Source organism: Bacillus sp. JJ664 (assembly GCF_036962205.1).
Classification (GTDB): domain Bacteria; phylum Bacillota; class Bacilli; order Bacillales; family Bacillaceae_G; genus Gottfriedia.
Genome location: NZ_JBALMS010000026.1, coordinates 46,268 through 69,220, shown reverse-complemented (window position 1 = coordinate 69,220; position 22,953 = coordinate 46,268). Strand labels below are relative to the sequence as shown.

Genomic DNA, 22,953 nt, shown 5'->3' with positions numbered 1-22,953 from the left:
GATAAAAATAATACTTTCATCCACTAAGTTTACTTTAGTATAATAGTACAGTTAGGGGTGATAGATTTGTTAAAATCAAAAGCACGTTGGAAACCGAAGTCATCGAATGACCAAGCTGAACAAATATTAAGTAAAGAATTAAAGATATCCCCTCTTTTAGCAAAATTACTGGTTACACGTGGGGTAACGACAGTTGAGGATGCAAAGAATTTCTTATATGAAGAACAAATGAGTTTTCATGACCCGTTTTTATTAGAGGGTATGGACATAGCGATAGACCGAGTGTTTCAAGCGATAGAAGAAAATGAAAATATATTAATTTTTGGTGATTATGATGCGGATGGAGTAAGTAGTACTTCTGTATTGTATTTAACGTTAAAAGAATTAGAAGCAAATGTAGAGTTTTATATCCCGAATCGTTTTAGTGAAGGATATGGACCAAATAAAAAAGCATTCCAATGGGCACATGAACAAAATTATTCGTTAATTATTACAGTTGATACGGGTATTTCAGCTGCTAGTGAAGTTGATTTTGCAAATGAACTTGGAATAGATGTAATCGTTACTGACCACCATGAACCACCAGAGGATTTACCAAAAGCCTTAGCGATTATCCATCCTAAACTTAGTCCTAACTATCCGTTTAAGGAGTTAGCTGGTGTGGGTGTTGTGTTTAAATTTGCATCAGCACTATTAGGTAGAGAACCTGAGGAATATATGGAGCTTGTTTCAATCGGGACAGTTGCAGACTTAGTGCCGCTAGTTGATGAAAACAGATTAATCGTAAAAAAAGGTGTGCGTCAGCTTAAGCAAACAAATAGAGTGGGATTGAAGGCTTTACTTGAAATAAGTGGCGTGGCACAAGATTCAATTAGTGAAGAAACGATTGGATTCGCAATAGGGCCAAGAATAAATGCAGTAGGTCGCTTAGGTGACGCAAAGCCTGCTGTAGACCTTGTATTAGAAACTGATAGACAAGCTGCAAAGACATTAGCTGAACAAATTGATGTGTTGAATAGAGAGCGACAGGAATTAGTTACTACAATGACTGAGGAAGCAATTAATCAAGTTAATAGCCTAGATCATAATTGTTCGAACAAAGTTATTATTGTTGCAAAAGAAGGCTGGAATGCTGGCGTAGTAGGAATTGTTGCATCAAAGCTTGTTGATCGTTTCTATAAACCTGTCATTGTACTTAGTATTGATCAGGAAAAAGGCATAGCGAAGGGTTCCGCAAGAAGTATTGAAGGATTTTCATTGTTCGAAAACTTAACAAAATGTAAAGATATCTTACCTCATTTTGGTGGACACACATTAGCAGCAGGTATGACATTAGCAATTGAAGATGTCGAACAATTAAGACAGCGTTTAAATGAATTTGCTGATCAAACGATGACGGATGAAGATTTTATTCCTCTCAAAGAAGTAGATTTACAATGTCAGACTAGTGAAGTGTCTATTTCATTTATAAATGAATTAAACATGCTTTCGCCTTTTGGAATGCATAACCCAAAACCGGTACTTCAAATTCAGGATGTTGAAATAACAAATCTAAAACAGATTGGTAACGAAGGCGCACACTTAAAAGTCCAATTGAAGGAAAACTCTATGTTTCTTGATGCAGTTGGATTTGGATTTGGACATGTTGTGAATGAAATTGCAAGTGGATCTAAGATTTCCTGCTTAGGTATGGCATCAATTAATGAATGGAATGGGAAGAGAAAACCACAATTAATGATTCAAGATTTAAGCGTTAATCATTGGCAATTATTCGATTTTAGAGGACAAGAACCTAATCGTTTAACTTTGCCTTCTAATGAACATCAATTTGTGTTCTTACATCAAACTAAAAATGAATATCTAGATTTAAAAAATAAATATCCTATTTCGAAATTCGTCTCATATGAATCTGTTCATGAAACGATGATTGATGTTCAAAATGAATACGTCATTCTCCTAGATTTGCCAGGATCTGAGGATGACCTAAAAGCGGTATTCCAAAATGGATTATCACAAAGAATCTATTTAGTATTTAATCAAGATGAGTTACACTTTTTCTCACCAATTCCAAGTAGAGAAAGCTTTAAAAAATACTATTCAATTCTTGCAAAGACGAATCCATTTGACATGAGTATGTATGAAATGGCATTATGTCGTAAGATGGGATGGAAAAAAGAACAAGTCGATTTTATGACAAAGGTGTTTTTTGATTTGGAATTTGTTACAATAGATGATGGGAAAATTCGTTTGTTGCCACAAACTGAGAAGAAAGATCTATCTTTATCAAGTACGTATGCGATCAAACTTGCAAGTATTGAACTGGAACGTTTATTTCTGTACTCAAAATGTGATGAATTAACTACATTTTTTCAAAATATGAAAAGTCATTTTTCCGAAAATGGGGAGGCACTTATTTAATGAATTTTAAAGATTATATTACGATTGTACCAAACTGGCCAAAAGAAGGCGTTCAGTTTAAAGATATTTCTTCATTAATGAATGATGGAAAAGTCTATAAAGCAGCTACTGATAAAATCGTAGAATATGCAAAAGAAAAAGATGTTGACTTAATTGTTGGACCAGAAGCGCGCGGATTTATCGTGGGTTGTCCAATTTCTTATGCTTTAGAAATTGGTTTTGCACCGGTTCGTAAACCTGGTAAATTACCTCGTGAAGTGATTAGCTATAATTATGACCTAGAATATGGTACAAACACTTTAACAATGCATAAGGACGCAATTAAGCCAGGACAACGTATATTGATTACAGATGACTTATTAGCTACTGGTGGTACGATTGAAGCGACAATCAAGCTTGTTGAAGAGCTTGGTGGGATTGTTGTAGGTATTGCTTTCTTAATCGAGCTTTCTTATTTAGAAGGTCGTAAAAAATTAGAAGGCTATGATATATTTACACTAATGACTTATTAATATTTAACATAATATATTGTCATACGATGGGGTACTCTGAGTAAATCAGAGTGCTCTTTTTCTATCAGAAACCTGCAAAAAAAAATGAATTTTGACGACTCCTGCTTTACAAAAAACGAAATTTTCACGATAATATAAGAAATAAAGATTTAAGGTGATTAAATGGCTAATGAACAAGTACTGACAGCTGAACAAGTTTTAGAGCAAGCGTCCCATTATTTAAAAGAAGATGATGTGGCGTTTATTAAACATGCTTATGAATATGCTAGAGATGCGCACAGTGAGCAATTTCGTAAGTCAGGTGAACCATATATAATACACCCTATTCAAGTAGCAGGGATACTTGTAAGCCTTGAAATGGATGCAACCACTATTAGTGCTGGTTTTCTTCATGATGTGGTAGAAGATACTGAAGTTTCGAAAGAAGACTTAGAAAATCAATTTGGTAAAGAAGTTTCTATGCTTGTCGATGGCGTTACGAAGCTTGGTAAAATTAAGTTTAAATCGAAAGAAGAACAACAAGCTGAAAATCATCGAAAAATGTTTGTCGCAATGGCACAGGACTTGAGAGTCATTTTAATTAAACTAGCCGATCGCCTTCATAATATGAGAACGTTAAAGCATTTGCCTCAGGAAAAGCGAATCAGAATTGCAAATGAAACTTTAGAAATATTTGCTCCTTTAGCTCATCGTTTAGGGATCAATAAAGTAAAATGGGAACTGGAAGATACAGCCTTACGTTACTTAAATCCTCAACAATATTATCGTATCGTTAATCTAATGAAGCGTAAAAGAGCCGAACGTGAACAATATTTAGACGAAGTCATCAGTGAGATCGAGTCGCAACTAGAAGATGTAGAAATAAAGCCCGAAATTTCAGGTAGACCAAAGCATATATATAGCATTTATCACAAGATGGCTAAGCAGAATAAACAATTTAATGAAATATATGACTTATTGGCTGTACGTGTAATCGTCAATAGTATTAAAGATTGTTATGCTGTTTTAGGCGTCATTCATACTTGTTGGAAGCCGATGCCTGGTCGATTCAAAGATTATATTGCAATGCCAAAAGCAAATCTTTATCAATCACTTCATACGACAGTAATTGGTCCGAAGGGTGATCCTTTAGAGGTTCAAATTCGTACAAAAGAAATGCATCAAATCGCTGAGTACGGGGTAGCAGCACATTGGGCTTATAAAGAAGATAAATCAAATGCAAATGTACCTACTCAGAAATCCTTTGAAAATCGCTTAAGCTGGTTCCGTGAGATTATTGAATGGCAAGACAACTCTACGAATGCAGAAGAGTTTATGGAATCAGTAAAAATGGATTTATTCTCAGATATGGTTTTCGTATTTACACCAAAAGGTGATGTATACGAGTTACCGTTAGGCTCTGTGCCAATCGATTTCGCATACCGTATACACTCAGAAATTGGGAATAAAACTATTGGTACAAAAGTGAATGGAAAAATGGTACCGCTAGATTATAAATTAAAAACTGGCGATATTGTTGAAATTATGACTTCCAAGCATTCATATGGGCCAAGCCAGGACTGGTTGAAACTTGCTCAATCTTCACATGCGAAAAATAAAATACGTCAATATTTTAAAAAGCAAAGACGTGAAGAGAATGTTGATAAGGGAAAAGAATTAGTTGAAAAAGAAATAAAAGCACTAGATTGTGATATAAAAGAAGTTTTAACTTCTGAGAATTTAAAACGTGTAGCTGAAAAGTTTAACTTTTCAAATGCGGAAGATATGTATGCAGCAGTTGGATATAATGGCATTACTGCAACACAGATCGCACATCGTTTAACAGATAAATTCCGAAAAAGACCGGAAGTAGATTTAGAAGAGCGTTTAAAAGAATTATCTTCAGATTTTAAAAAAGCTCCTTCACGTCGTAAAGATGCTGGTATTTCAGTTAAAGGTGTAGATAACTTACTAATACGACTTTCAAAGTGCTGTAATCCAGTACCAGGTGACGATATCGTTGGTTATATTACAAAAGGCCGTGGAGTATCTGTTCATCGAAGTGATTGTGTAAACATGCTCAATGATAGTGAGGAAGATCGCTTTATCGAAGTTGAATGGGAAGAAAGTCCAACATTTGAACGCGATTATAATGTTGATATTGAAATCTTCGGATATGACCGTCGTGGACTTTTAAATGAAGTATTGTCTGTTGTCAATGAAACAAAAACAAATATTTCATCAGTAACAGGTAAAAATGACCGAAATAAAATGGCGACTATTACAATGAGTTTGTCCATTCGAAATATTAACCACCTTCAAAAAGTAGTGGATAAGGTAAAACAAATTCCAGACATTTACTCTGTGCGACGCATTTTCCACTAGAAGAGGAGGGGTAAGTTATGAGAGTATTATTACAGCGTACAAAAGATGCTAAAGTTGTAGTTGATGGACAAGTAGTAGGACAAATACCTAAAGGATTGTTATTACTTGTAGGGATCACGCATGAAGATACAATTGATGATATGAAATACTGTGCTGATAAAGCATTAAATCTTCGAATATTTGAAGATGGCGATGGAAAAATGAACCTGTCTTTAAAAGAAGTTGAAGGACAAGTATTATCAGTATCTCAATTCACACTTTATGGTGATACTCGTAAAGGAAGACGACCAAGCTTTACGGATGCTGCAAAGCCTGATATTGCAAATGAACTTTACGAACAGTTTAATGCATATATACGTGAACAAGGTTTTGAAGTACAAACTGGTATTTTCGGAGCTGATATGGACGTATCGTTTACGAACTGGGGTCCGGTTACGATCATGATTGAAAGTTAATAGAACCATAAAAATGACCTTCTTTCCACAATGTGAGAGAAGGTTTTTTTTTATCCATTTCTTCTTGATAATCTTTTGTTTATAAAAACATCCATTAGTTTTGAAGTTGTACTTTTCTATTTTACATATATTATTGATTGGTTATGAATATAGATTAATATATATGGGTTCTATTCTAGAATGCATAGGAGGGTATGAAATGGACTCGATTACAGTCATTTTAATCCTGATTGCAGGTGTCATTTTATTTACGATTCTTAAAAGCTTCTTTAAGGCAATTGTATTTGTAGTGTTAATCCTACTTATTTATTATGGATTAATGTATTTACTAGATGGCTCAATACAAAGCTCTATATATACCATTCCAAAACTTCTTTAACCCATGGGAATTCCCATGGTTTTTTTATTTTTGAAGAAATTTGTAATAAAAAAATGTCTTTCACCACTCAATTTATCGGTTTAATCGTGCCAAAACTTGGACAAACTAAATATTATGATATTGGAGGGAGACTTTCACCATGAGAATTAACAATCGTAATAGTTTGGGGTCAAATCGTAGAGGCGTTCTCAATATGGATTTTCATGAATTTCAATCAAGAGGACAAGAGTCAAATTCATTAGAGATGGCAAGTGAGTTCGGATTAACGTTGAGAGAAGTACGTGATTTAAAGAAACAATTAGAACGTTCTTAAAATTTTTCTTTCCTGAGTTCTTGACAATTATTGTAACCAAACGTAAGATATAAAATAACATATTGATACATAAAACTTACCAATGACGGAGAAAAGTATAATAGGATCTCTTGAAGAGAGAGGAAATGTCGTGGCTGAGAGCATTTCCACAAGTAGACTATTTGAAAGACACTCCAGAGGCTTTATTCTGAAAGAGTATTCTAGTAAGGATAAACGTAATCGGCGTTAACGATGAAAGTGGAAGGATGATGATTCATTCTTCAATTAGGGTGGTACCACGGGCTTATAACTCTCGTCCCTACTGGTTTTTTCAGTAGGCACGGGAGTTTTTTGTATATATAGGTTTATTTTAGGAGGATTCACAATGTCGATTAATATTCCAAGAGGTACGCAGGATATATTACCTGGTACAGTTGAGAAATGGCAGTATATTGAAAAGTTTGCAAGAGACTTATGCAAACGATATAACTACAATGAGATTCGTACTCCGATGTTTGAACATACGGAAGTATTCTCAAGAGGTGTAGGTGACACAACGGATATTGTACAAAAGGAAATGTATACTTTTACAGACCGTGGGGATCGTAGTTTAACTTTACGTCCTGAAGGAACAGCATCTATTGTTCGTTCATATGTAGAAAACAAAATGCACGGAAGTAGTAATCAACCAACAAAATTATATTATATTGGACCAATGTTCCGTTATGAGCGTCCTCAAGCAGGGAGATATCGTCAATTTGTTCAATTTGGTATCGAGGCATTAGGTAGTAATGATCCATCAATTGATGCAGAGGTTCTTGCATTATCACGAGATTTATATCGTGGCCTTGGTTTAAAAAATATTAAACTTGTGATCAATAGTTTAGGTGATTTAGAAAGTCGTAAAGCTCACCGTGAAGCGCTTGTTAATCACTTTAAACCTGTTGTGCATGAGTTATGTGGTGATTGTCAAAATCGTTTAGAATCTAATCCACTTCGCGTGCTAGATTGTAAAAAAGATCATAATCACCCTTCAATGGAATCTGCACCTTCAATTCTTGAATATTTAAATGAAGAGTCTGTGAAGTACTTTGAAGATGTGCAATCCTACTTAACAGCAATGAATATTCCTTTTGAAGTCGATCCGAATTTAGTTCGTGGTTTAGATTATTACAATCACACTGTTTTCGAAATCATGTTAGAAGGAAAAGGATTTGGTTCAATCTCTACGTTAAGTGGTGGAGGCCGATATAATGGCTTAGTTGAAGAATTTGGTGGACCAAATACACCAGGTATGGGGTTTGCATTAAGTATAGAGCGTTTATTATTAGCGCTTGAGACAGAAGGGATCGAGCTTCCGATTCCACAAGAAATGGATGTATTTTTAATCGCCCTAGGTGATGAGGTGAAAAAAGAAGCAACTGCATTATTATATCAATTGCGTAGAGCTGGTCTTGTATGTGAAAAAGATTACCAAGATCGTAAAATAAAAGCACAATTTAAAGCAGCGGATCGATTCAAAGCTAAATATGTTGCTGTTTTAGGTGAAGAAGAATTATCTCGTGGAGTCATCAATTTAAAAGACCAAGAAACGGGTGTTCAAGAGGAAGTTGCATTAGATATATTTGTTAAATACGTTAGCTCTAAATAATGAACTGGGGGATATGGAAATGGAACAACGAACGCATTTATGTGGTCAATTAAGAGAATCACATATTGGTCAAAGTGTAACACTAAAAGGTTGGGTTCAAAAGAGACGTGACTTAGGAGGATTAATTTTTATTGATTTACGTGACCGTTCTGGAATCGTACAAATCGTATTTAATCCTGAATTATCTAATGAGGCTTTGACATTAGCTGAAACTGTTCGAAACGAATTTATACTTCAAGTGCAAGGAACAGTTGTTTCTCGAGGAGAAGGTACAGTAAACACTAATTTAGAGACTGGTGCAATTGAAGTTTCTGTTGAAAAAGTAGAAATTATCAACAAAGCAAAAAATCCTCCATTCGCTATAGAAAATAAAACAGAAGTTGCAGAAGATCTGCGTTTAAAATATCGTTATTTAGATTTACGTCGTCCTGTTATGTATGACACATTTAAATTACGTTCAAAAATTACAAAGTCAGTTCGTGATTTCTTGGACGGAGAAGACTTTTTAGAAGTTGAAACGCCAATTTTAACGAAGAGTACACCAGAAGGCGCTAGAGATTATTTAGTACCAAGTCGTGTACATCCAGGTGAGTTCTATGCATTACCGCAATCACCTCAAATTTTTAAACAATTATTAATGGTTTCTGGTTTTGAGCGTTACTTCCAAATTGCGCGTTGTTTCCGTGATGAAGATTTACGTGCTGACCGTCAACCTGAATTCACTCAAATTGACATTGAGACTAGTTTCCTTTCGCAAGAGGAAATTATGGAAATGACAGAAAGAATGATGGTTAAAGTAATGAGCGAGACAAAAGGAGTGGAATTAGTAACTCCGCTACCTCGTATGAGTTATGATGAAGCAATGAATCGTTTTGGTTCTGATAAACCAGATACTCGTTTTGGCTTAGAATTAATCGACGTTTCTTCATTTGCTAAAGAAAGCGGATTTAAAGTATTTACTTCAGCTGTAGAAAATGGTGGCCAAGTCAAATGCTTAAACGTTAAAGGTCAAGCAGCTAATTACTCTCGTAAAGACATTGATGGTCTACAAGAATATGCTTCTCGTTACGGAGCAAAAGGACTTGCATGGTTAAAGCTTGAAGAAGATGGATTTAAAGGACCAATTGCAAAATTCTTTAGCGAAGAAGAATTTTCAACGTTAAAATTAGCTGTAGAAGGTGAAGTTGGAGACTTAATTTTATTCGTCGCTTCTGATGCATCAGTTGTTGCTAATAGTTTAGGTGCACTTCGCTTAAAATTAGGTAAAGATTTAAACTTAATTGACCAATCTAAATTTAATTTCTTATGGGTAACAGATTGGCCATTACTTGAGTATGATGCAGAGTTAGATCGTTATTTTGCTGCTCACCATCCATTTACATCACCAGTTCGTGAAGATTTAGCGAAATTAGATAGTGATCCAGGTAGTGTGAAAGCTCAAGCTTATGACTTAGTATTAAATGGCTATGAGCTTGGTGGAGGATCTGTTCGTATTTACGAAAGAGATATCCAAGAAAAAATGTTTAAGTGCCTTGGTTTTTCTGAAGAAGAGGCACAAGCACAATTCGGTTTCTTAATGGAAGCTTTTGAATACGGAACTCCGCCACATGGTGGTATTGCATTAGGTTTAGACCGCATTGTTATGCTACTTGCGGGACGCACAAACTTACGTGACACAATTGCATTCCCGAAAACAGCATCAGCAAGTTGTTTATTAACAAATGCACCAAGTCCAGTTTCTGTATCACAATTAGAAGATTTATCTTTAAAAACAACTGTAGAAGAGTAAAATAAAACGGAAGGATGAAAGGAGCAAATTTCCTTAAATCCTTCCATTTTTCTTGTATTATTTTCTTTATTATCTAAAAATAACTTGTTTTTTTAATTCATGCTTGATGAAAACAACGTAAATCATGTATATTTAAATCATTGTATTCTGATTAAGTTAGTGGGAGTTGAATGGATGTTACACCAATTTTCTCGTAATGAGCTTGCATTTGGTAAAGCAGGTTTAGAACGATTACAAAAAAGTACGGTAGCAATTTTAGGTATTGGCGGAGTGGGCTCTTTTGCAGCAGAAGCTTTAGCGCGTTCAGGAGTCGGCCGTTTAATATTAGTTGATAAAGATGTAATCGATATCACGAATGTTAATAGACAGATTCACGCATTATTATCAACGGTTGGAGAACCGAAAGTAGAAATGATGAAACAACGTATTCAAGATATTAATCCAGAATGCGAAATTATTACACATAAAATGTTTTATACAGAGGAAACTTTTGAAAAGTTTTTTGAGATTCCTTTAGATTATGTAATTGATGCATCTGATACCATCTCATATAAAATTCATTTAATAAAAGAATGTCGTCGTCGCGGAATTCCACTTGTTTCAAGTATGGGTGCTGCAAATAAGATGGATCCAACTCGATTCAAAGTCGCAGATATTTCTAAAACAACTCATGATCCGATTGCAAAAGTAATCCGAACAAAGCTTAGAAAAGAAGGGATTCATAAAGGCGTAACAGTAGTCTTTTCAGATGAGAGTCCAATTGTAATCAGAGAAGATATTCGTAAAGAAATCGTACCTGATGAAAACACAAAAATTCGCAAAGCGAAAATGCCACCTTCATCTAATGCATTTGTTCCTTCAGTTGCTGGTTTAATAGCAGCAAGTCATGCTGTACGTGAATTAATAAAAGATATTGAAATTAAACGTGTTGGTCAAGAATAAAAGGCTGTAGGAATTTATTTCCTACAGTTTTTTATTTTTAGACCTGACATTCGTATAGTGATGTGGAGCTACCTCAACCACTTAAAGAAAGAATCGAATCCAAAATGATCCCTTAATGAGTAAAAAAGGAAATTTAAAAATAAATTGCATATGAGTATTTAATTTAGAAATACTACCTCAATAAGGAGGTGTGTGACTTTGAAAAAAAGCTTAAGACTGATTGGTCCTTTTGTTATTTCAGTTGCACTTTTAACTGGTTGTAATAGCACTAGTGATGATCAAAAAAGTGAGAAACAACAGCGAGTTGATAATTTATCGAATAAAATAAATACAAACTATAAAAAGAATAATGGTGTTGTTGAAAAAGATGGAAAAGTCCACAAAAACGGTGTAGTAAATGATAAAGAATCAAGAAAAATGAATAATAAATAAACAATAACCCCAGATTTGAATTCTGGGGTTATTGTCTGTTCTACACGCTTTTTCGAGCAGTGGAACTCAATTACATATTTGCATCATGTTGCTTTGTGCTTTTTTTACGATTTTTTACTAGTCTTCGCCCTATATAAGAAATAGCTAATAAAACCAATACTAGCATGAGTATTTCAGTAAAATTTAATTTAAAATATTTTGCACCAGTGACTATTAATAGTGTAGAAATTGTACCTTTCACAATAAAAAAGATCAGAACCCATAATCCGCCTTTTTTCCAATTCATCTTGTTACTCCTCACTGTTACATACATTCGATTTTACATTTTCATTATACAGTAGGAATGTTGATAAAAAAATGAATAAAGTATGACAATAATAATTACATACCACTAATTTACAATCTTTTTTAAAAAGTTTTGATTATTTTTAATTGATGTTTTTAGCTGTAAAATCTTATCAGTCAATGCTTCATTTTCTTTTTGCAGTATTTTAATCGACTGTTTAAGGTGGATATTCTGATTGAAAAGTTGCTGATCACCTTCAAATTTCGTTAGGAATATAATAACTTTTTCTAAATCAATATTTGGTATGAAATGATTTTCTGTTTTATTACTTACTGCATTATTTACTTTTTGCTTTCTCAATAATTGGTATCTTGAAGCACAGGCAGCTTTTGAGCGGTTAATGATATTTGCAACAGTGACAAAAGCATCTTGCTTAGATTTGCCTTTTATTAAATAGTTTTCAACTAACTCTAAAAGCGTAGCTTCTTCCTCGGTTGACCACTTTGTTTTTTGTGTATTCATATGACACCTCTTTATATCATCTATTAATAGCTTGACCAAATAAACTGATGTAAATGAGAAATTTTTTGAATCCAAGATGAAATATATTTCCAATTCATTTACAATAGAATTAATAGTTTGCAGAAATAGGAGGGCGCAAAATGAGTCATGAACCTCTTGCATATCGGATGAGACCAAGGACAATTGATGAGTTAATTGGTCAGGAACAAATAATTGGAAAAGAATCAGCTTTATATCGACTAATTCAAAATGGACGAGTTCCTTCAATGCTTATACATGGTGAACCGGGGATCGGTAAAACATCTTTTGCATATGCAATTGCTGGTACTGTAGATAAAAGATTTGTTACGGTAAATGCAACAACATCAGGTAAGAAAGAGCTAGAAGATATTGTGCATGAAGCAAAAATGTTTGGTGAAATTATTCTATTTGCAGATGAAATTCATCGTTGGTCAAAATTACAACAAGATTATTTACTGTCTTATGTTGAAAGTGGATTTATTACATTGATTGGAGCTACAACCGAAAATCCATATCATGATGTAAATAGTGCGATTCGAAGTCGTTGTAATCATATTTTGAAATTAGATCCACTTCTACCAAAGCATATTTATAAATTACTAGATCGCGCACTAAGAGATGAAGATAGGGGATTAGGAAATTTACAAATCCAAATATCTGAAGAACAAATATTAAAAATTGCACATGGTGTAAATGGAGATGCAAGATCATCTTTAAACATATTAGAATCCATTGTATTTGGCTCTCCAAAGGAATCAGATGGAACAATTATTGTTCAAGATGAAATCATTGAGGAATTTTTAAGATCTAAAGGATTTAATCATGATAAAAATGGTGATTTTCACTATGATACATTATCGGGGTTTCAAAAAAGTATTCGCGGTAGTGATGTAAATGCGGCACTTTATTATTTAGCAAGATTAATTGAAGCCGGCGATTTGACGAGTATTTGTAGAAGATTAACGGTCATTGCATATGAAGATATCGGTTTAGCAGGCGACCCTTGGAAAGTAGTGTTAGCCTGTGAGGCAGCAAAACAGGTCGGTTTTCCAGAGGCAAGAATTATTCTCTCAAACACTGTGATTGAGCTTTGTCTGTCATCTAAATCCAATTCGAGTGTGTTAGCAATTGATCGCGCTTTAGGTGATGTGCGAAGTGGTTTGCATGACGACATACCTGCGCATTTAAAGGATAGCCATTATGCAGGAGCAAAAGATATGGGACATGGTATTGGATATGTTTATCCTCATGATCACCCATTAGGAAACTTTGGCGGTTGGGTAAATCAACAATATTTACCGGACAGATTAGTTAACCAAGTGTATTATAAGCCAAAAGAAGCTGGAAACGAAAAACGGTATGGTGCAATCTTTGAGAAGCTTGAACAATTTAAAAAGGTACAAAAAAAGGAGAGTTAGCATGCGCTAATTTCTCCTTTTTATTTTAAGCACTTAAATCATTTTCATATACATCGATGATCGGTTGTTCCACTAAATGGTTTGTGAGCAGTTGGATTTCAGCCATTAACTGTGTAGTGTTAATAAAAGTAGAAGGAATTGATAAGATCTCATTTTCATCTTTATCATAAAAAACGATATGTTTAACTTTCAGCTGATACGCCGCATTTTTTCCTTCGTTTTTTCCCCATTTCCTAAGCTCAATGGTCATTCTGTAAATTTTATGAAGCTCAATCGTAATACTCTCATTTGCTTTAACGAGTGTTAATTGTCTTCTTTTTAAAATGACCTTTGCTTCTTTTCTTAGCTTAATTGTCGCATATACTTTGAAAAGAAATACGCCCCAAAGTAATGCTAAAAGTAAGAAGTATATCGGATCATTGTTTGAAAATGATGTCCAAGTACGAACAGCAGTAATAAACCCGAGGACAAAAGTACCGTAGTGCCAATTAGGTTTAGATTCTAAAATTACTTCTGAATCATGTTTTGCATAGTCATCTTTGTTAAATTGTTCAAGCTGTTGTATATGTTCAGCATCTGTTAATTGATCCCAGCTAGTAAAAGTAGTGATTGTGTCTTCAAACATTTTTGGACTAGGGATTTGTTCAGTTAAGTATGCACCAACATATCCAGCCATCCAGCCCTTTTCAGCCCAATCTTCACGTTGACTTTTAAACTTAACAAGATAATAGGTAACCTCTTGTCCATAATAATTAGTTGTGTCATGTCGTTTCACTACTTCAATTTCATCAGGAACTACACCAAATTCATCATGATCTACTAAATAATGGAAAAACCTATTTTTCACAAAGCTATGTTGTATTTCTTCATTAATCTTATAAAAGTGTTCTTTTGAGCTTTCGCTTAACCTAGTGTAGAACCACACACACGCTTCAATATTGTATGCACAAGTTTCAATTGTTTCACGAGATACATTGTACCCTCGTTCAAGTAATGAAATAACAGCATCAACTTTTAAATAGGCATCCTTGAATTGTAGTGCTTCAAGCAAAAACGTTTGCATATCATCATCAAAAAAGTATTGCATTAACTGTAAATAGATACCCATTTCTGAGCGAATCATTACATATGACTCTTTCCATGCTTGATAAACGAATTGAAGACTATAATCCTTGTCATATGATAAATACACAACTCTTTTACTTTGATAATTACGTTTTATTTGTTCTATAATTAGGTTCTTTTCATCACTTGTTAACGACAATTCTACTCCACTATTTCTTAAACATAAAAGCATCATATGGAATATTGAGTCGTTGAGATTTTCGTCTTTAAGTAATGGTATGAATTTTTTTACTAATTTTGGAGCCCACTCTGTTTCCTCAAAGATATATGCTACATCAATTCCTAATTCATATTGTTTTGAATACTTTTCAATGATACGAATGTATGCATCTCTTGCCATGTCTGTTTTAATCGTAATTAATAAATAGAGCGCCTGGAGTCTTGCTCGTTCACTATAACGTTCAAAGTTTTTTTCTATTGGCTTAACTAATTCTGAATGAGGGTATTCTGAACAGAAACCAACTAAATGATAGCTTCCATCATCCCAATCTTCTAATGAATTTGGAAAGCTTTTACCTGCTGCTTCTAATAGATATATTAATGAATCCAGATAAACATCCTTATGAAGAGACTTTCTAAGTTGGTCAATTCCTTTTGCTCGTTTGTAAAGATCTGTTGAAGATAGTTTTTTAACAATTTGTTTAAATTTAATTTGTATGGCCAACTTAACACCTCCTCTAGCTGCCGTTCAATACAAATATAACATAAGTGGAAGGCCGGGATATATAGTAACGAATAGTATGATAGTACAGTAAATTTTGAAACCCTTATGGGTCTCTTACCTTATTTTTTGTCACAATTGGATATATTTAACAAATTCTTTTGATAATTTTTTTTTCCGCTCTTATAATGATAGAAACAAGCAGTCTATAAGGAGTAATCGTTCTCGTTCAATCCTAATCACTCTTTCGTCAACGTTCTTTTTCGAAGGATATTCGAAATTCTTTTTGCTTTTAAACTTTATGAGGAGGATGAAAATGGTCCAGCTCTATGTGTTGGCACTTGTCATTGGTGGAGTAACCGGCTTAATTTTTCACATCCTGTTTAACAAAGGGACAATCATGTTACCTGTAAAACGAAAAAAGGGCTTCTTCTTAGGGTTTCTTGCAGATATACTATTTGGGGCAACAGCTGCTTCATTGTTTGTTTCATTATTTATTCCTGAAAATATGCTGAAAGATATGCGAATGGTGATTGGCTATTGTATTTTAGCAGGTCTCTCATCACAGAGCTTTTTATTAAGTAGAGCACTCAATACCGAACGTGAGAGAGTCGCTTCGCTACACAACATATCGAAACAAATTGTGTAATAACCTTATTATTTTCTTTAACAGAATTGAAGGAGGCAGATATGTTGAAGCAAGCTCTCACACCCGAAGAGAAAGCGATTTATCTTGAATTATTACAGGATTTAATCAATGCAGGTACTGAGTTAGAAATTAAAAGAATTGAAGACGAAATCCTCAGGTTTTTATGTAAAGCAAGGGAATTGCCAGTCAGTATTGAGGCGAAAGACGAGAAAGCTGCAGCGGCCCATTATATTCGTGCAGGAATCTTGAAAAATTGAATGAATTGAGAGATAATACACTTTTCCAATTGGATTAGTGTATTTTTTTGGGGAAATGTGAAAATGCTTTTTAAATAGTGTACAATAATTGTATAAATACTGTATTAGAGAAGGTATAAAATAGATTAGATCATTGAAATAAGTTATTGAACGGAGTGAATAGATGAAAATTTCAACTAAGGGAAGATACGGTTTAACAGTAATGATTGAGTTAGCTAAGAGATATTGTGATAAGCCAATCTCTTTAAAAAGTATAGCAAATGCACAAAATCTATCAGAGCATTATTTAGAGCAAATTATTTCATTGCTACGTAATGCAGGACTTGTAAAAAGTATTCGAGGAGCATATGGTGGGTATATTTTAACAAAGGAGCCAAATGAAATATCGGCAGGCGAAGTCATTACTGCTTTAGAAGGTTCTTTATCTCCAATTGAAAATATTGAAGATGAAAATCCAGCACAAAGAGAATTATGGACTCGAGTACAAAAAGCAATCAATGATGTTTTAAATCACACAACTCTTGAAGATTTAGCAAAATTAGAATCAGATGATTTAAATGGATATATGTTTTATATTTAATAGAATTGCATTCAAAGCATAATTTGAGTGCTTCATCAAGAAAGGATTATGAGAATGGAACGTATTTACGTAGATCATGCAGCGACTTCACCTATGCACCCAGAGGTTATTGAAAAAATGGTTATTGAAATGAACGAAACCTTTGGTAACCCTTCTAGTATCCACTCTTTTGGCCGACATGCTCGCCAAAAAGTAGATACAGCTCGTTTGGTATGTGCAAGTAGTATTGGCGCAAAAGTGAATGAAATAATATTTACAAGTGGCGGAACGGAAAGTGATAATTTAGCCATTAGAGGTGCGGCATATGCAAATCAAAAGGTTGGTAAGCACATTATTACCTCTGCTATTGAACATCATGCTATATTACATACATGCCAAGCGCTTGAAAAAGAAGGTTTTGAGGTAACGTATTTGCCTGTAGATCATACTGGGCGAGTGAATATAGAGGATGTTAAGTCTGCATTGCGTGATGACACAATTCTTGTATCTATTATGATGGTTAATAATGAAGTAGGAACAGAGCAACCGATTCAAGAAATTGGAGAAATCCTAAAAAGTCATAAAGCGTTGTTTCATACAGATGCTGTTCAAGCATACGGATTAATTCCAATTGATGTAAATGAATTAGGCGTAGACTTTTTATCCGTATCTTCACATAAAATTAATGGTCCTAAAGGCGTAGGATTTTTATATGCGAATGAAAAAGCTACATTTTCACAACAACAGTTCGGTGGTCAACAAGAACGTAAACGCCGAGCAGGGACTGAAAATGTACCTGGAATTGTAGGTATGGCAAAAGCTGTAGAATTAATTCAAAATGAACGAGAAGTGCGAGTTGAAAATTACTTGCGTTTCCAAGAAGTCTTCATCAATGATTTAAAAGAGAACGACATTCGTTTTGAAAAAAATGGAAACGAGACGTTTTTTGCTCCTCATGTGTTAAACTTATCATTTGATGATATTTCGATTGAATCGTTTTTAGTTAATTTAGACATTGCTGGAATTGCAGCTTCAAGTGGATCTGCTTGTACAGCTGGTAGCGTTGATCCATCACATGTACTAGTTGAAATGTTTGGAATTGATTCGCCAAAAATTCGCTCTTCAATTCGATTTAGTTTTGGTTATGGAAATACAGAGGAGCAAATACATGCTCTTGCAAAACGTGTTGCTTCTATCGTTCAACGGTTAGTTAAAATATAAAAAATGCGAGGTTGGAAAAATGATAAATAGAAAAGATCCAAAAGACACTCGCGTAGTAGTAGGAATGTCAGGTGGTGTTGATTCATCTGTTACGGCATATTTATTAAAAGAGCAAGGCTATGATGTCATCGGTATTTTTATGAAAAACTGGGATGACACAGATGAATTTGGCGTATGTACAGCTACAGAAGATTATGAAGATGTAATTGCAGTATGCAATCAAATCGGTATTCCTTATTATGCAGTGAATTTTGAAAAACAATATTGGGACAAAGTTTTCACTTATTTCCTAGATGAATATAAAAAAGGACGCACACCAAATCCTGATGTAATGTGTAATAAAGAAATTAAATTTAAAGCATTTCTTGAACATGCGATGACGTTAGGTGCTGATTATGTAGCAACTGGTCATTATGCTGGTGTTGATTATCGTGATGGTGAATATAAAATGCTTCGTGGAATAGATAGCAACAAAGACCAAACTTACTTTTTAAATCAACTTGGTCAAGACCAACTTTCAAAAGTAATGTTCCCACTTGGTGAATACACTAAGCCTGAAATTCGCAAAATTGCCGAAGAAGCTAACTTAGCAACAGCTAAGAAAAAAGATAGTACTGGAATCTGCTTTATAGGAGAACGAAACTTTAAAGAATTCCTAAGTAATTATCTACCGGCTCAACCAGGTGATATGATGACAATGGACGGCGAATTTAAAGGTAAACATGATGGATTAATGTATTATACAATTGGTCAACGTCATGGACTAGGGATTGGTGGGAATGGAGATCCTTGGTTTGTTGTTGGGAAAGATCTTGAAAAGAACGTCTTACTTGTAGAACAAGGCTTCCATAATGACCTACTATATAGTAATGAAGTGTTAGCTTCTGATATTAGCTGGACTTCTGAGTTACCAAAAGAAGGTTCATTTACATGTACTGCAAAATTCCGTTATCGCTCAGAAGATAATGAGGTAACTGTTCACATATTGGATAACAACTCTGTTAGAATTCTATGCCATGAAAAAATCCGTGCTATTACACCAGGCCAAGCTGTAGTATTCTACGACGGTACAGATTGTCTAGGTGGCGGTACAATTGACCGTGCATTTATTGATGGTAAAGAATTAACTTATTTAAGATAAAAGTCTGTTATACATTTTGTTTCACAGACACTGTAGAATGACCCCATCCATATTATAGGTTGGGGTTGTTTTTTTATCGTAGATGGTCTTTGAAAAGTGACCTACTGTATGATAGTGTTAATTACATATGAGCTTTAAAAACGATTGAAAGAAAAATACATAGAGGTGTTACAAATGACAAATTTTGAACGTGGTGTGTCTGCTTTACAGGAAGGTAATCTTGAAGAAGCTGCTAATTATTTGACGAAGGAAATTGAAGAAAATCCAACTAATTCATTAGCGTATGTAAACTTTGGACAGTTATTATTGACTATGGGTGATGTTGAACGTGCATGTCGTTTTTTTGAAAAAGCGTTAGAAATCGATCCGGAATTAGCTGCAGCTCATTATGCTGTGGGTACAGTTTATTTTGAAGATGGCAAATTTGAGTTAGCAAAGAATCATTTTCAACATTGCGTAAAACTTGGTATGGATGATAGCGATGTGCATTTTATGATCGGCCTTTGTTGTGTGAATAATGGAGAAGACCGTTTTGCACTACCATTTTTCCAACGTGCAATTGAATTAGATGAGTCAGATCTTGATGCATTATTTCAATATGGATTAACGCTAGCGAAATTAGAGATGTTAGAAGAAGCTAAGCAAAGCTTAGAAAAAGTTTTGACACTTGACGAGACACATTCTGATGCACATTACAATTTAGGGATTATTGATATGTTTAATGATGATGTAGAGGGTGCGAAAGAACACTTCGAAAAGGCAATAGAGCACCAATATGATCATATGCTGGCAATGCATGCATTAAAGGTAATAGAAAATAAAGAGTCATAAAATATGATGAACAAGTTAGGTCGGGAGGTGGAACCCTAGTGCAGGCACAAAATGAGATGGAATTGTTTGTAGATGAAACACCTTACATTAAAGGTAATGTAACAACAGTTATCTTTTATAATGCTGAAAATTTCTATACTGTTGCAAAAGTAAAAGTCGTTGATACAAACTTGTCGAACTGTGAGCAGGAAATAACCATTACAGGAAACATCCCCCGTATGAATGAAGATGAGTCCTATACATTTAAAGGGATTTTAAAAGATCACCCTAGATATGGTAAACAATTTCAAATCTCATCTTTTGCTAAAGAACTTCCATCTACTAAAAAAGGGGTTATTCAATATTTATCTTCAGATTTGTTTAAAGGGATCGGAAAACGAACAGCTGAAAAAATTGTCGAGCATTTAGGTGAAGGTGCAATTAATAAAATTTTAGATAATCCAGAAAGCCTGGAATCTGTACCACAATTACCTAAAGCGAAAGCAAAAGACATATATGATACGATTTTATCTCACCAAGGTTTAGAGAAAGTTATGAGCTTTTTAAGCGGTTATGGAATCGGAACTGCTTTATCAATTAAAATTTATAAAACGTATAATGAATCGACATTAGAGGTCATTCGAACAAACCCATTTAAACTGATTGAAGATGTTGATGGGATTGGCTTTGGCAGAGCTGATGAAATTGGTCGTGCGATCGGAATCACAGGTAATCATCCTGACCGTATTCGAGCAGGGTGTGTATATGTATTAGAGCATTTATCGATGCAGGATGGGCATGTCTATATAACACAAGATCAATTTATAGACGAAACAAGGGTGTTATTAATGAAACAAGATCCAGAGCTTGTAGAAGCTGTCGACATTTCTCGGGAAATGAATCGATTAGTGGCAGATGGAAAACTTGTATTAGAGGATGACAGAATTTATTTAGCGGCATTATTTTATGCGGAAAAAGGTATCGTTAAAGCAATTCAAAAGCTTTTGAGTGAAGCGCCAGATTTAGGTGAAATGACGGATAGTCGATTTAAAAAAGAATTAGAAACGCTAGAAGCAACAATGAATGTACACTATGCTCCTTCTCAAGCTGAAGCAATAAAGAAGGCCGTTGAATCACCAATGATGGTATTAACAGGTGGTCCAGGTACTGGAAAAACGACAGTCATAAAAGGTATCGTCAATTTATTTTCAACAATTCATGATTTATCTCTTGATCAACACGCTTATCCTAAAGACGTCCCATTTCCATATTTACTTGCAGCACCAACTGGAAGGGCCGCAAAACGTATGAGTGAAGCAACCGGCTTACCAGCGGTGACGATTCACCGTTTATTAGGTTGGACTAGAGAAGGGGAATTTAGTCATCATGAAGATAATCCACTAAATGGAAAATTACTGATAATTGATGAGTTTTCGATGGTCGATGTTTGGTTAGGGAATCAATTACTAAAAAGTATCCCACAAGATTGCCAGGTTATTTTTGTAGGTGATGAAGATCAGCTGCCATCAGTTGGGCCAGGGCAAGTATTAAAAGACTTATTAAATTCTGGAACAGTGCCAACGGTAAGATTGAAGGACATTTATCGTCAATCTGAAGATTCCTCGATTATTACAATGGCACATTATATTAAAGATGGAAAAATTTCAGAGGATTTATTTCAACAAAAAAAAGATCGATCATTTATTGGGTGCTCGAGCGGGCAAGTTGTTGAAGTTGTTAAAAAAGTATGTGAAAATGCAAATAAAAAAGGTTTTCCCGTTAGAGATATCCAAGTATTAGCACCAATGTACCGAGGCCCTGCTGGAATCGATGCATTAAATCAAGGATTACAGGAAGTATTTAACCCAAAACGAGAAAAGCAACGTGAAATGAAATTCGGTGATACGACTTTTAGAACAGGTGATAAAGTTCTCCAATTAGTAAATGTTCCTGAAAATAATGTTTTTAATGGTGATATGGGTGAAATCGTTAATATTTTCTTTGCAAAAGAAAATGTTGAACAACAAGACATCATCATCGTTTCCTTTGATGGAAACGAAGTTACTTACACCAGACCAGATTTTACTCAGCTTACATTGGCTTATTGTTGCTCTATCCATAAATCACAGGGTAGTGAATTTGATATTATTGTGCTACCAATCGTAAAAAGTTATTATCGAATGCTTCGCAGAAATTTAATCTACACTGCAGTAACAAGAAGTAAAAAATTTCTTATTTTATGTGGTGAACAAGATGCCTTTATTCAAGGGATTGGACGGACCGACGACGGACAACGCCAAACAACACTTTGTATGAAACTAAAAGGTATTGAAAATGAAGAGGTTTTATTAGATGATGATCTGCCTTTTCAGCTATCTGATGAATTACCAAATCTTTCTCCTTATGATTTTATGTAATTGACCAATAATACTTAGTGCAAGACGATTCCTGTAATTTACGTATATTTTCCTTTTTGCTTGGCCACAATGCTTAGAAAGATTGCCTTTTTTAGGCTAAGGGAGCGAGCGTTGTGATTTGTCCAAATTGTCAAAGTAAAGACTTGGGTAAAATTGGTGTAAATCAATATTATTGCTGGGGATGTTATATAGAACTTTCAATTAATAAAGGCATGATTTACACGCACCAAGTCGAAGAGGATGGTACGTTAAGTTCGTTAGATGACTTATTCGACGAAGAGGATCGAAAACTTAGTATGTAGGAGTGGTTAATAATGGCTAGAAAAAGCTCTTTATTAGGTTTAGGTTTAGGTGCAGGTGCACTTGCGATGAAATTGATGTACGATAACAAATGGTATTCTCAAAAAAGCATTAAAAAAATGAAAAAGTCTTTAAAAAAGATGCTTTAATGTAAGAATGTATGTAGCACATGTCCAAATGGGGACATGTGCTTTTTTGTTTTCTTTATATATTAACATTTCCTTAAGGAACAGGGGATTAGTTAGCATCTAATGTGAAATTTTTAAGTACAAAGATAAAGAAAACAATTAGGAATAGATCTCACTAAACCATTTACGGTAAACGACACTGGG

General features: G+C 34.4%; 23 protein-coding genes and 1 other annotated feature. Of the genes, 20 read left to right on the top strand and 3 right to left on the bottom strand.

The genetic code is table 11. The annotated features are described in order from the left end of the window. The first annotated feature begins 66 nt into the window (after positions 1-66). From recJ to V7056_RS04380, 10 genes are all read left to right on the top strand, one after another. A complete protein-coding gene (recJ, locus tag V7056_RS04425; RefSeq protein ID WP_499699635.1) occupies positions 67-2,418 on the top strand; it encodes a single-stranded-DNA-specific exonuclease RecJ in 2,352 nt (783 codons plus the stop codon). Further along, the gene (locus tag V7056_RS04420; protein ID WP_499699633.1) at positions 2,418-2,930 is read left to right on the top strand and encodes an adenine phosphoribosyltransferase; all 513 of its coding nucleotides are present in this window, start codon (positions 2,418-2,420) and stop codon (positions 2,928-2,930) included. Before recJ ends, V7056_RS04420 begins: the two co-directional genes overlap by 1 nt. A 162-nt stretch (positions 2,931-3,092) precedes the next feature. After that, positions 3,093-5,294 (top strand): RelA/SpoT family protein, encoded by a 2,202-nt coding sequence (locus V7056_RS04415; protein WP_499699631.1) that lies wholly within the window; start codon positions 3,093-3,095, stop codon positions 5,292-5,294. Positions 5,295-5,311: 17 nt separating this feature from the next. Next, positions 5,312-5,749: a D-aminoacyl-tRNA deacylase gene (gene dtd / locus V7056_RS04410; RefSeq protein ID WP_499699629.1), complete on the top strand. Its 438-nt coding sequence runs from the start codon at positions 5,312-5,314 to the stop codon at positions 5,747-5,749. Between the two features lie 199 nt (positions 5,750-5,948). Beyond that, positions 5,949-6,128, top strand: coding sequence for a hypothetical protein (locus tag V7056_RS04405; protein WP_499699627.1), 180 nt, complete (start codon positions 5,949-5,951; stop codon positions 6,126-6,128). Positions 6,129-6,267: 139 nt separating this feature from the next. Beyond that, positions 6,268-6,441, top strand: a complete 174-nt coding sequence (locus tag V7056_RS04400; RefSeq protein WP_087998648.1) for an RNA polymerase subunit sigma-70 — start codon at positions 6,268-6,270, stop codon at positions 6,439-6,441. Between the two features lie 73 nt (positions 6,442-6,514). Then, positions 6,515-6,744, top strand: a binding site (T-box leader). 61 nt (positions 6,745-6,805) lie between these two features. Beyond that, positions 6,806-8,071: a histidine--tRNA ligase gene (gene hisS / locus V7056_RS04395; RefSeq protein WP_499699625.1), complete on the top strand. Its 1,266-nt coding sequence runs from the start codon at positions 6,806-6,808 to the stop codon at positions 8,069-8,071. Positions 8,072-8,090: 19 nt separating this feature from the next. Next, a complete protein-coding gene (aspS, locus tag V7056_RS04390; RefSeq protein ID WP_499699623.1) occupies positions 8,091-9,860 on the top strand; it encodes an aspartate--tRNA ligase in 1,770 nt (589 codons plus the stop codon). A 174-nt stretch (positions 9,861-10,034) separates the two neighbouring features. Further along, positions 10,035-10,802: a tRNA threonylcarbamoyladenosine dehydratase gene (locus tag V7056_RS04385; protein ID WP_499699621.1), complete on the top strand. Its 768-nt coding sequence runs from the start codon at positions 10,035-10,037 to the stop codon at positions 10,800-10,802. Between the two features lie 198 nt (positions 10,803-11,000). After that, positions 11,001-11,234: a hypothetical protein gene (locus V7056_RS04380; protein ID WP_499699619.1), complete on the top strand. Its 234-nt coding sequence runs from the start codon at positions 11,001-11,003 to the stop codon at positions 11,232-11,234. A 70-nt stretch (positions 11,235-11,304) separates the two neighbouring features. Here the strand turns inward: V7056_RS04380 and V7056_RS04375 are convergent, their stop codons facing one another. Beyond that, on the bottom strand, positions 11,305-11,520 hold the full coding sequence (locus V7056_RS04375) for a hypothetical protein (RefSeq protein WP_499699617.1): 216 nt from the start codon (positions 11,518-11,520) through the stop codon (positions 11,305-11,307). A 105-nt stretch (positions 11,521-11,625) separates the two neighbouring features. Further along, positions 11,626-12,042, bottom strand: a complete 417-nt coding sequence (locus tag V7056_RS04370; RefSeq protein WP_499699616.1) for an SANT/Myb-like DNA-binding domain-containing protein — start codon at positions 12,040-12,042, stop codon at positions 11,626-11,628. A 140-nt stretch (positions 12,043-12,182) separates the two neighbouring features. Between V7056_RS04370 and V7056_RS04365 the strand changes: the two genes are divergently transcribed. Continuing rightward, the gene (locus tag V7056_RS04365; RefSeq protein ID WP_499699614.1) at positions 12,183-13,481 is read left to right on the top strand and encodes a replication-associated recombination protein A; all 1,299 of its coding nucleotides are present in this window, start codon (positions 12,183-12,185) and stop codon (positions 13,479-13,481) included. Between the two features lie 25 nt (positions 13,482-13,506). On the opposite strand, the gene V7056_RS04360 is transcribed toward V7056_RS04365, so the two are convergent. Next, positions 13,507-15,270, bottom strand: a complete 1,764-nt coding sequence (locus V7056_RS04360; protein WP_499699612.1) for a hypothetical protein — start codon at positions 15,268-15,270, stop codon at positions 13,507-13,509. Between the two features lie 313 nt (positions 15,271-15,583). Between V7056_RS04360 and V7056_RS04355 the strand changes: the two genes are divergently transcribed. From V7056_RS04355 to V7056_RS04315, 9 genes are all read left to right on the top strand, one after another. Then, entirely contained in the window at positions 15,584-15,916 is a 333-nt protein-coding gene (locus tag V7056_RS04355; RefSeq protein WP_499699611.1) for a DUF4257 domain-containing protein, read from the top strand. Between the two features lie 41 nt (positions 15,917-15,957). Next, entirely contained in the window at positions 15,958-16,173 is a 216-nt protein-coding gene (locus tag V7056_RS04350) for a hypothetical protein (protein WP_499699609.1), read from the top strand. Positions 16,174-16,336: 163 nt separating this feature from the next. Continuing rightward, the gene (cymR, locus tag V7056_RS04345) at positions 16,337-16,753 is read left to right on the top strand and encodes a cysteine metabolism transcriptional regulator CymR (RefSeq protein WP_499699607.1); all 417 of its coding nucleotides are present in this window, start codon (positions 16,337-16,339) and stop codon (positions 16,751-16,753) included. Positions 16,754-16,807: 54 nt separating this feature from the next. Then, the gene (locus V7056_RS04340; protein WP_499699605.1) at positions 16,808-17,953 is read left to right on the top strand and encodes a cysteine desulfurase family protein; all 1,146 of its coding nucleotides are present in this window, start codon (positions 16,808-16,810) and stop codon (positions 17,951-17,953) included. A gap of 19 nt (positions 17,954-17,972) precedes the next feature. Next, the gene (mnmA, locus tag V7056_RS04335) at positions 17,973-19,094 is read left to right on the top strand and encodes a tRNA 2-thiouridine(34) synthase MnmA (protein ID WP_499699603.1); all 1,122 of its coding nucleotides are present in this window, start codon (positions 17,973-17,975) and stop codon (positions 19,092-19,094) included. 174 nt (positions 19,095-19,268) lie between these two features. After that, entirely contained in the window at positions 19,269-19,925 is a 657-nt protein-coding gene (locus tag V7056_RS04330; RefSeq protein ID WP_499699601.1) for a tetratricopeptide repeat protein, read from the top strand. 38 nt (positions 19,926-19,963) lie between these two features. Continuing rightward, complete coding sequence (recD2, locus tag V7056_RS04325; protein WP_499699599.1) at positions 19,964-22,321, top strand: SF1B family DNA helicase RecD2; 2,358 nt, start codon at positions 19,964-19,966, stop codon at positions 22,319-22,321. A 113-nt stretch (positions 22,322-22,434) separates the two neighbouring features. Then, on the top strand, positions 22,435-22,623 hold the full coding sequence (locus V7056_RS04320) for a YrzR-like zinc ribbon domain (RefSeq protein WP_087998664.1): 189 nt from the start codon (positions 22,435-22,437) through the stop codon (positions 22,621-22,623). Positions 22,624-22,635: 12 nt separating this feature from the next. After that, positions 22,636-22,770, top strand: a complete 135-nt coding sequence (locus tag V7056_RS04315) for a DUF3918 family protein (RefSeq protein WP_499699597.1) — start codon at positions 22,636-22,638, stop codon at positions 22,768-22,770. The last annotated feature ends 183 nt before the right edge of the window (positions 22,771-22,953 follow it).

Bases quoted from the DNA above. Each gene is read 5' to 3' on its own strand.
- V7056_RS04420 (WP_499699633.1), top strand. From the start codon at position 2,418: ATGAATTTTAAAGATTATATTACGATTGTACCAAACTGGCCAAAAGAA.
- V7056_RS04415 (WP_499699631.1), top strand. From the start codon at position 3,093: ATGGCTAATGAACAAGTACTGACAGCTGAACAAGTTTTAGAGCAAGCG.
- dtd (WP_499699629.1), top strand. From the start codon at position 5,312: ATGAGAGTATTATTACAGCGTACAAAAGATGCTAAAGTTGTAGTTGAT.
- V7056_RS04405 (WP_499699627.1), top strand. From the start codon at position 5,949: ATGGACTCGATTACAGTCATTTTAATCCTGATTGCAGGTGTCATTTTA.
- V7056_RS04400 (WP_087998648.1), top strand. From the start codon at position 6,268: ATGAGAATTAACAATCGTAATAGTTTGGGGTCAAATCGTAGAGGCGTT.
- hisS (WP_499699625.1), top strand. From the start codon at position 6,806: ATGTCGATTAATATTCCAAGAGGTACGCAGGATATATTACCTGGTACA.
- aspS (WP_499699623.1), top strand. From the start codon at position 8,091: ATGGAACAACGAACGCATTTATGTGGTCAATTAAGAGAATCACATATT.
- V7056_RS04385 (WP_499699621.1), top strand. From the start codon at position 10,035: ATGTTACACCAATTTTCTCGTAATGAGCTTGCATTTGGTAAAGCAGGT.
- V7056_RS04375 (WP_499699617.1), bottom strand. From the start codon at position 11,520: ATGAATTGGAAAAAAGGCGGATTATGGGTTCTGATCTTTTTTATTGTG.
- V7056_RS04370 (WP_499699616.1), bottom strand. From the start codon at position 12,042: ATGAATACACAAAAAACAAAGTGGTCAACCGAGGAAGAAGCTACGCTT.
- V7056_RS04365 (WP_499699614.1), top strand. From the start codon at position 12,183: ATGAGTCATGAACCTCTTGCATATCGGATGAGACCAAGGACAATTGAT.
- V7056_RS04355 (WP_499699611.1), top strand. From the start codon at position 15,584: ATGGTCCAGCTCTATGTGTTGGCACTTGTCATTGGTGGAGTAACCGGC.
- V7056_RS04350 (WP_499699609.1), top strand. From the start codon at position 15,958: ATGTTGAAGCAAGCTCTCACACCCGAAGAGAAAGCGATTTATCTTGAA.
- cymR (WP_499699607.1), top strand. From the start codon at position 16,337: ATGAAAATTTCAACTAAGGGAAGATACGGTTTAACAGTAATGATTGAG.
- V7056_RS04340 (WP_499699605.1), top strand. From the start codon at position 16,808: ATGGAACGTATTTACGTAGATCATGCAGCGACTTCACCTATGCACCCA.
- mnmA (WP_499699603.1), top strand. From the start codon at position 17,973: ATGATAAATAGAAAAGATCCAAAAGACACTCGCGTAGTAGTAGGAATG.
- V7056_RS04330 (WP_499699601.1), top strand. From the start codon at position 19,269: ATGACAAATTTTGAACGTGGTGTGTCTGCTTTACAGGAAGGTAATCTT.
- V7056_RS04315 (WP_499699597.1), top strand. From the start codon at position 22,636: ATGGCTAGAAAAAGCTCTTTATTAGGTTTAGGTTTAGGTGCAGGTGCA.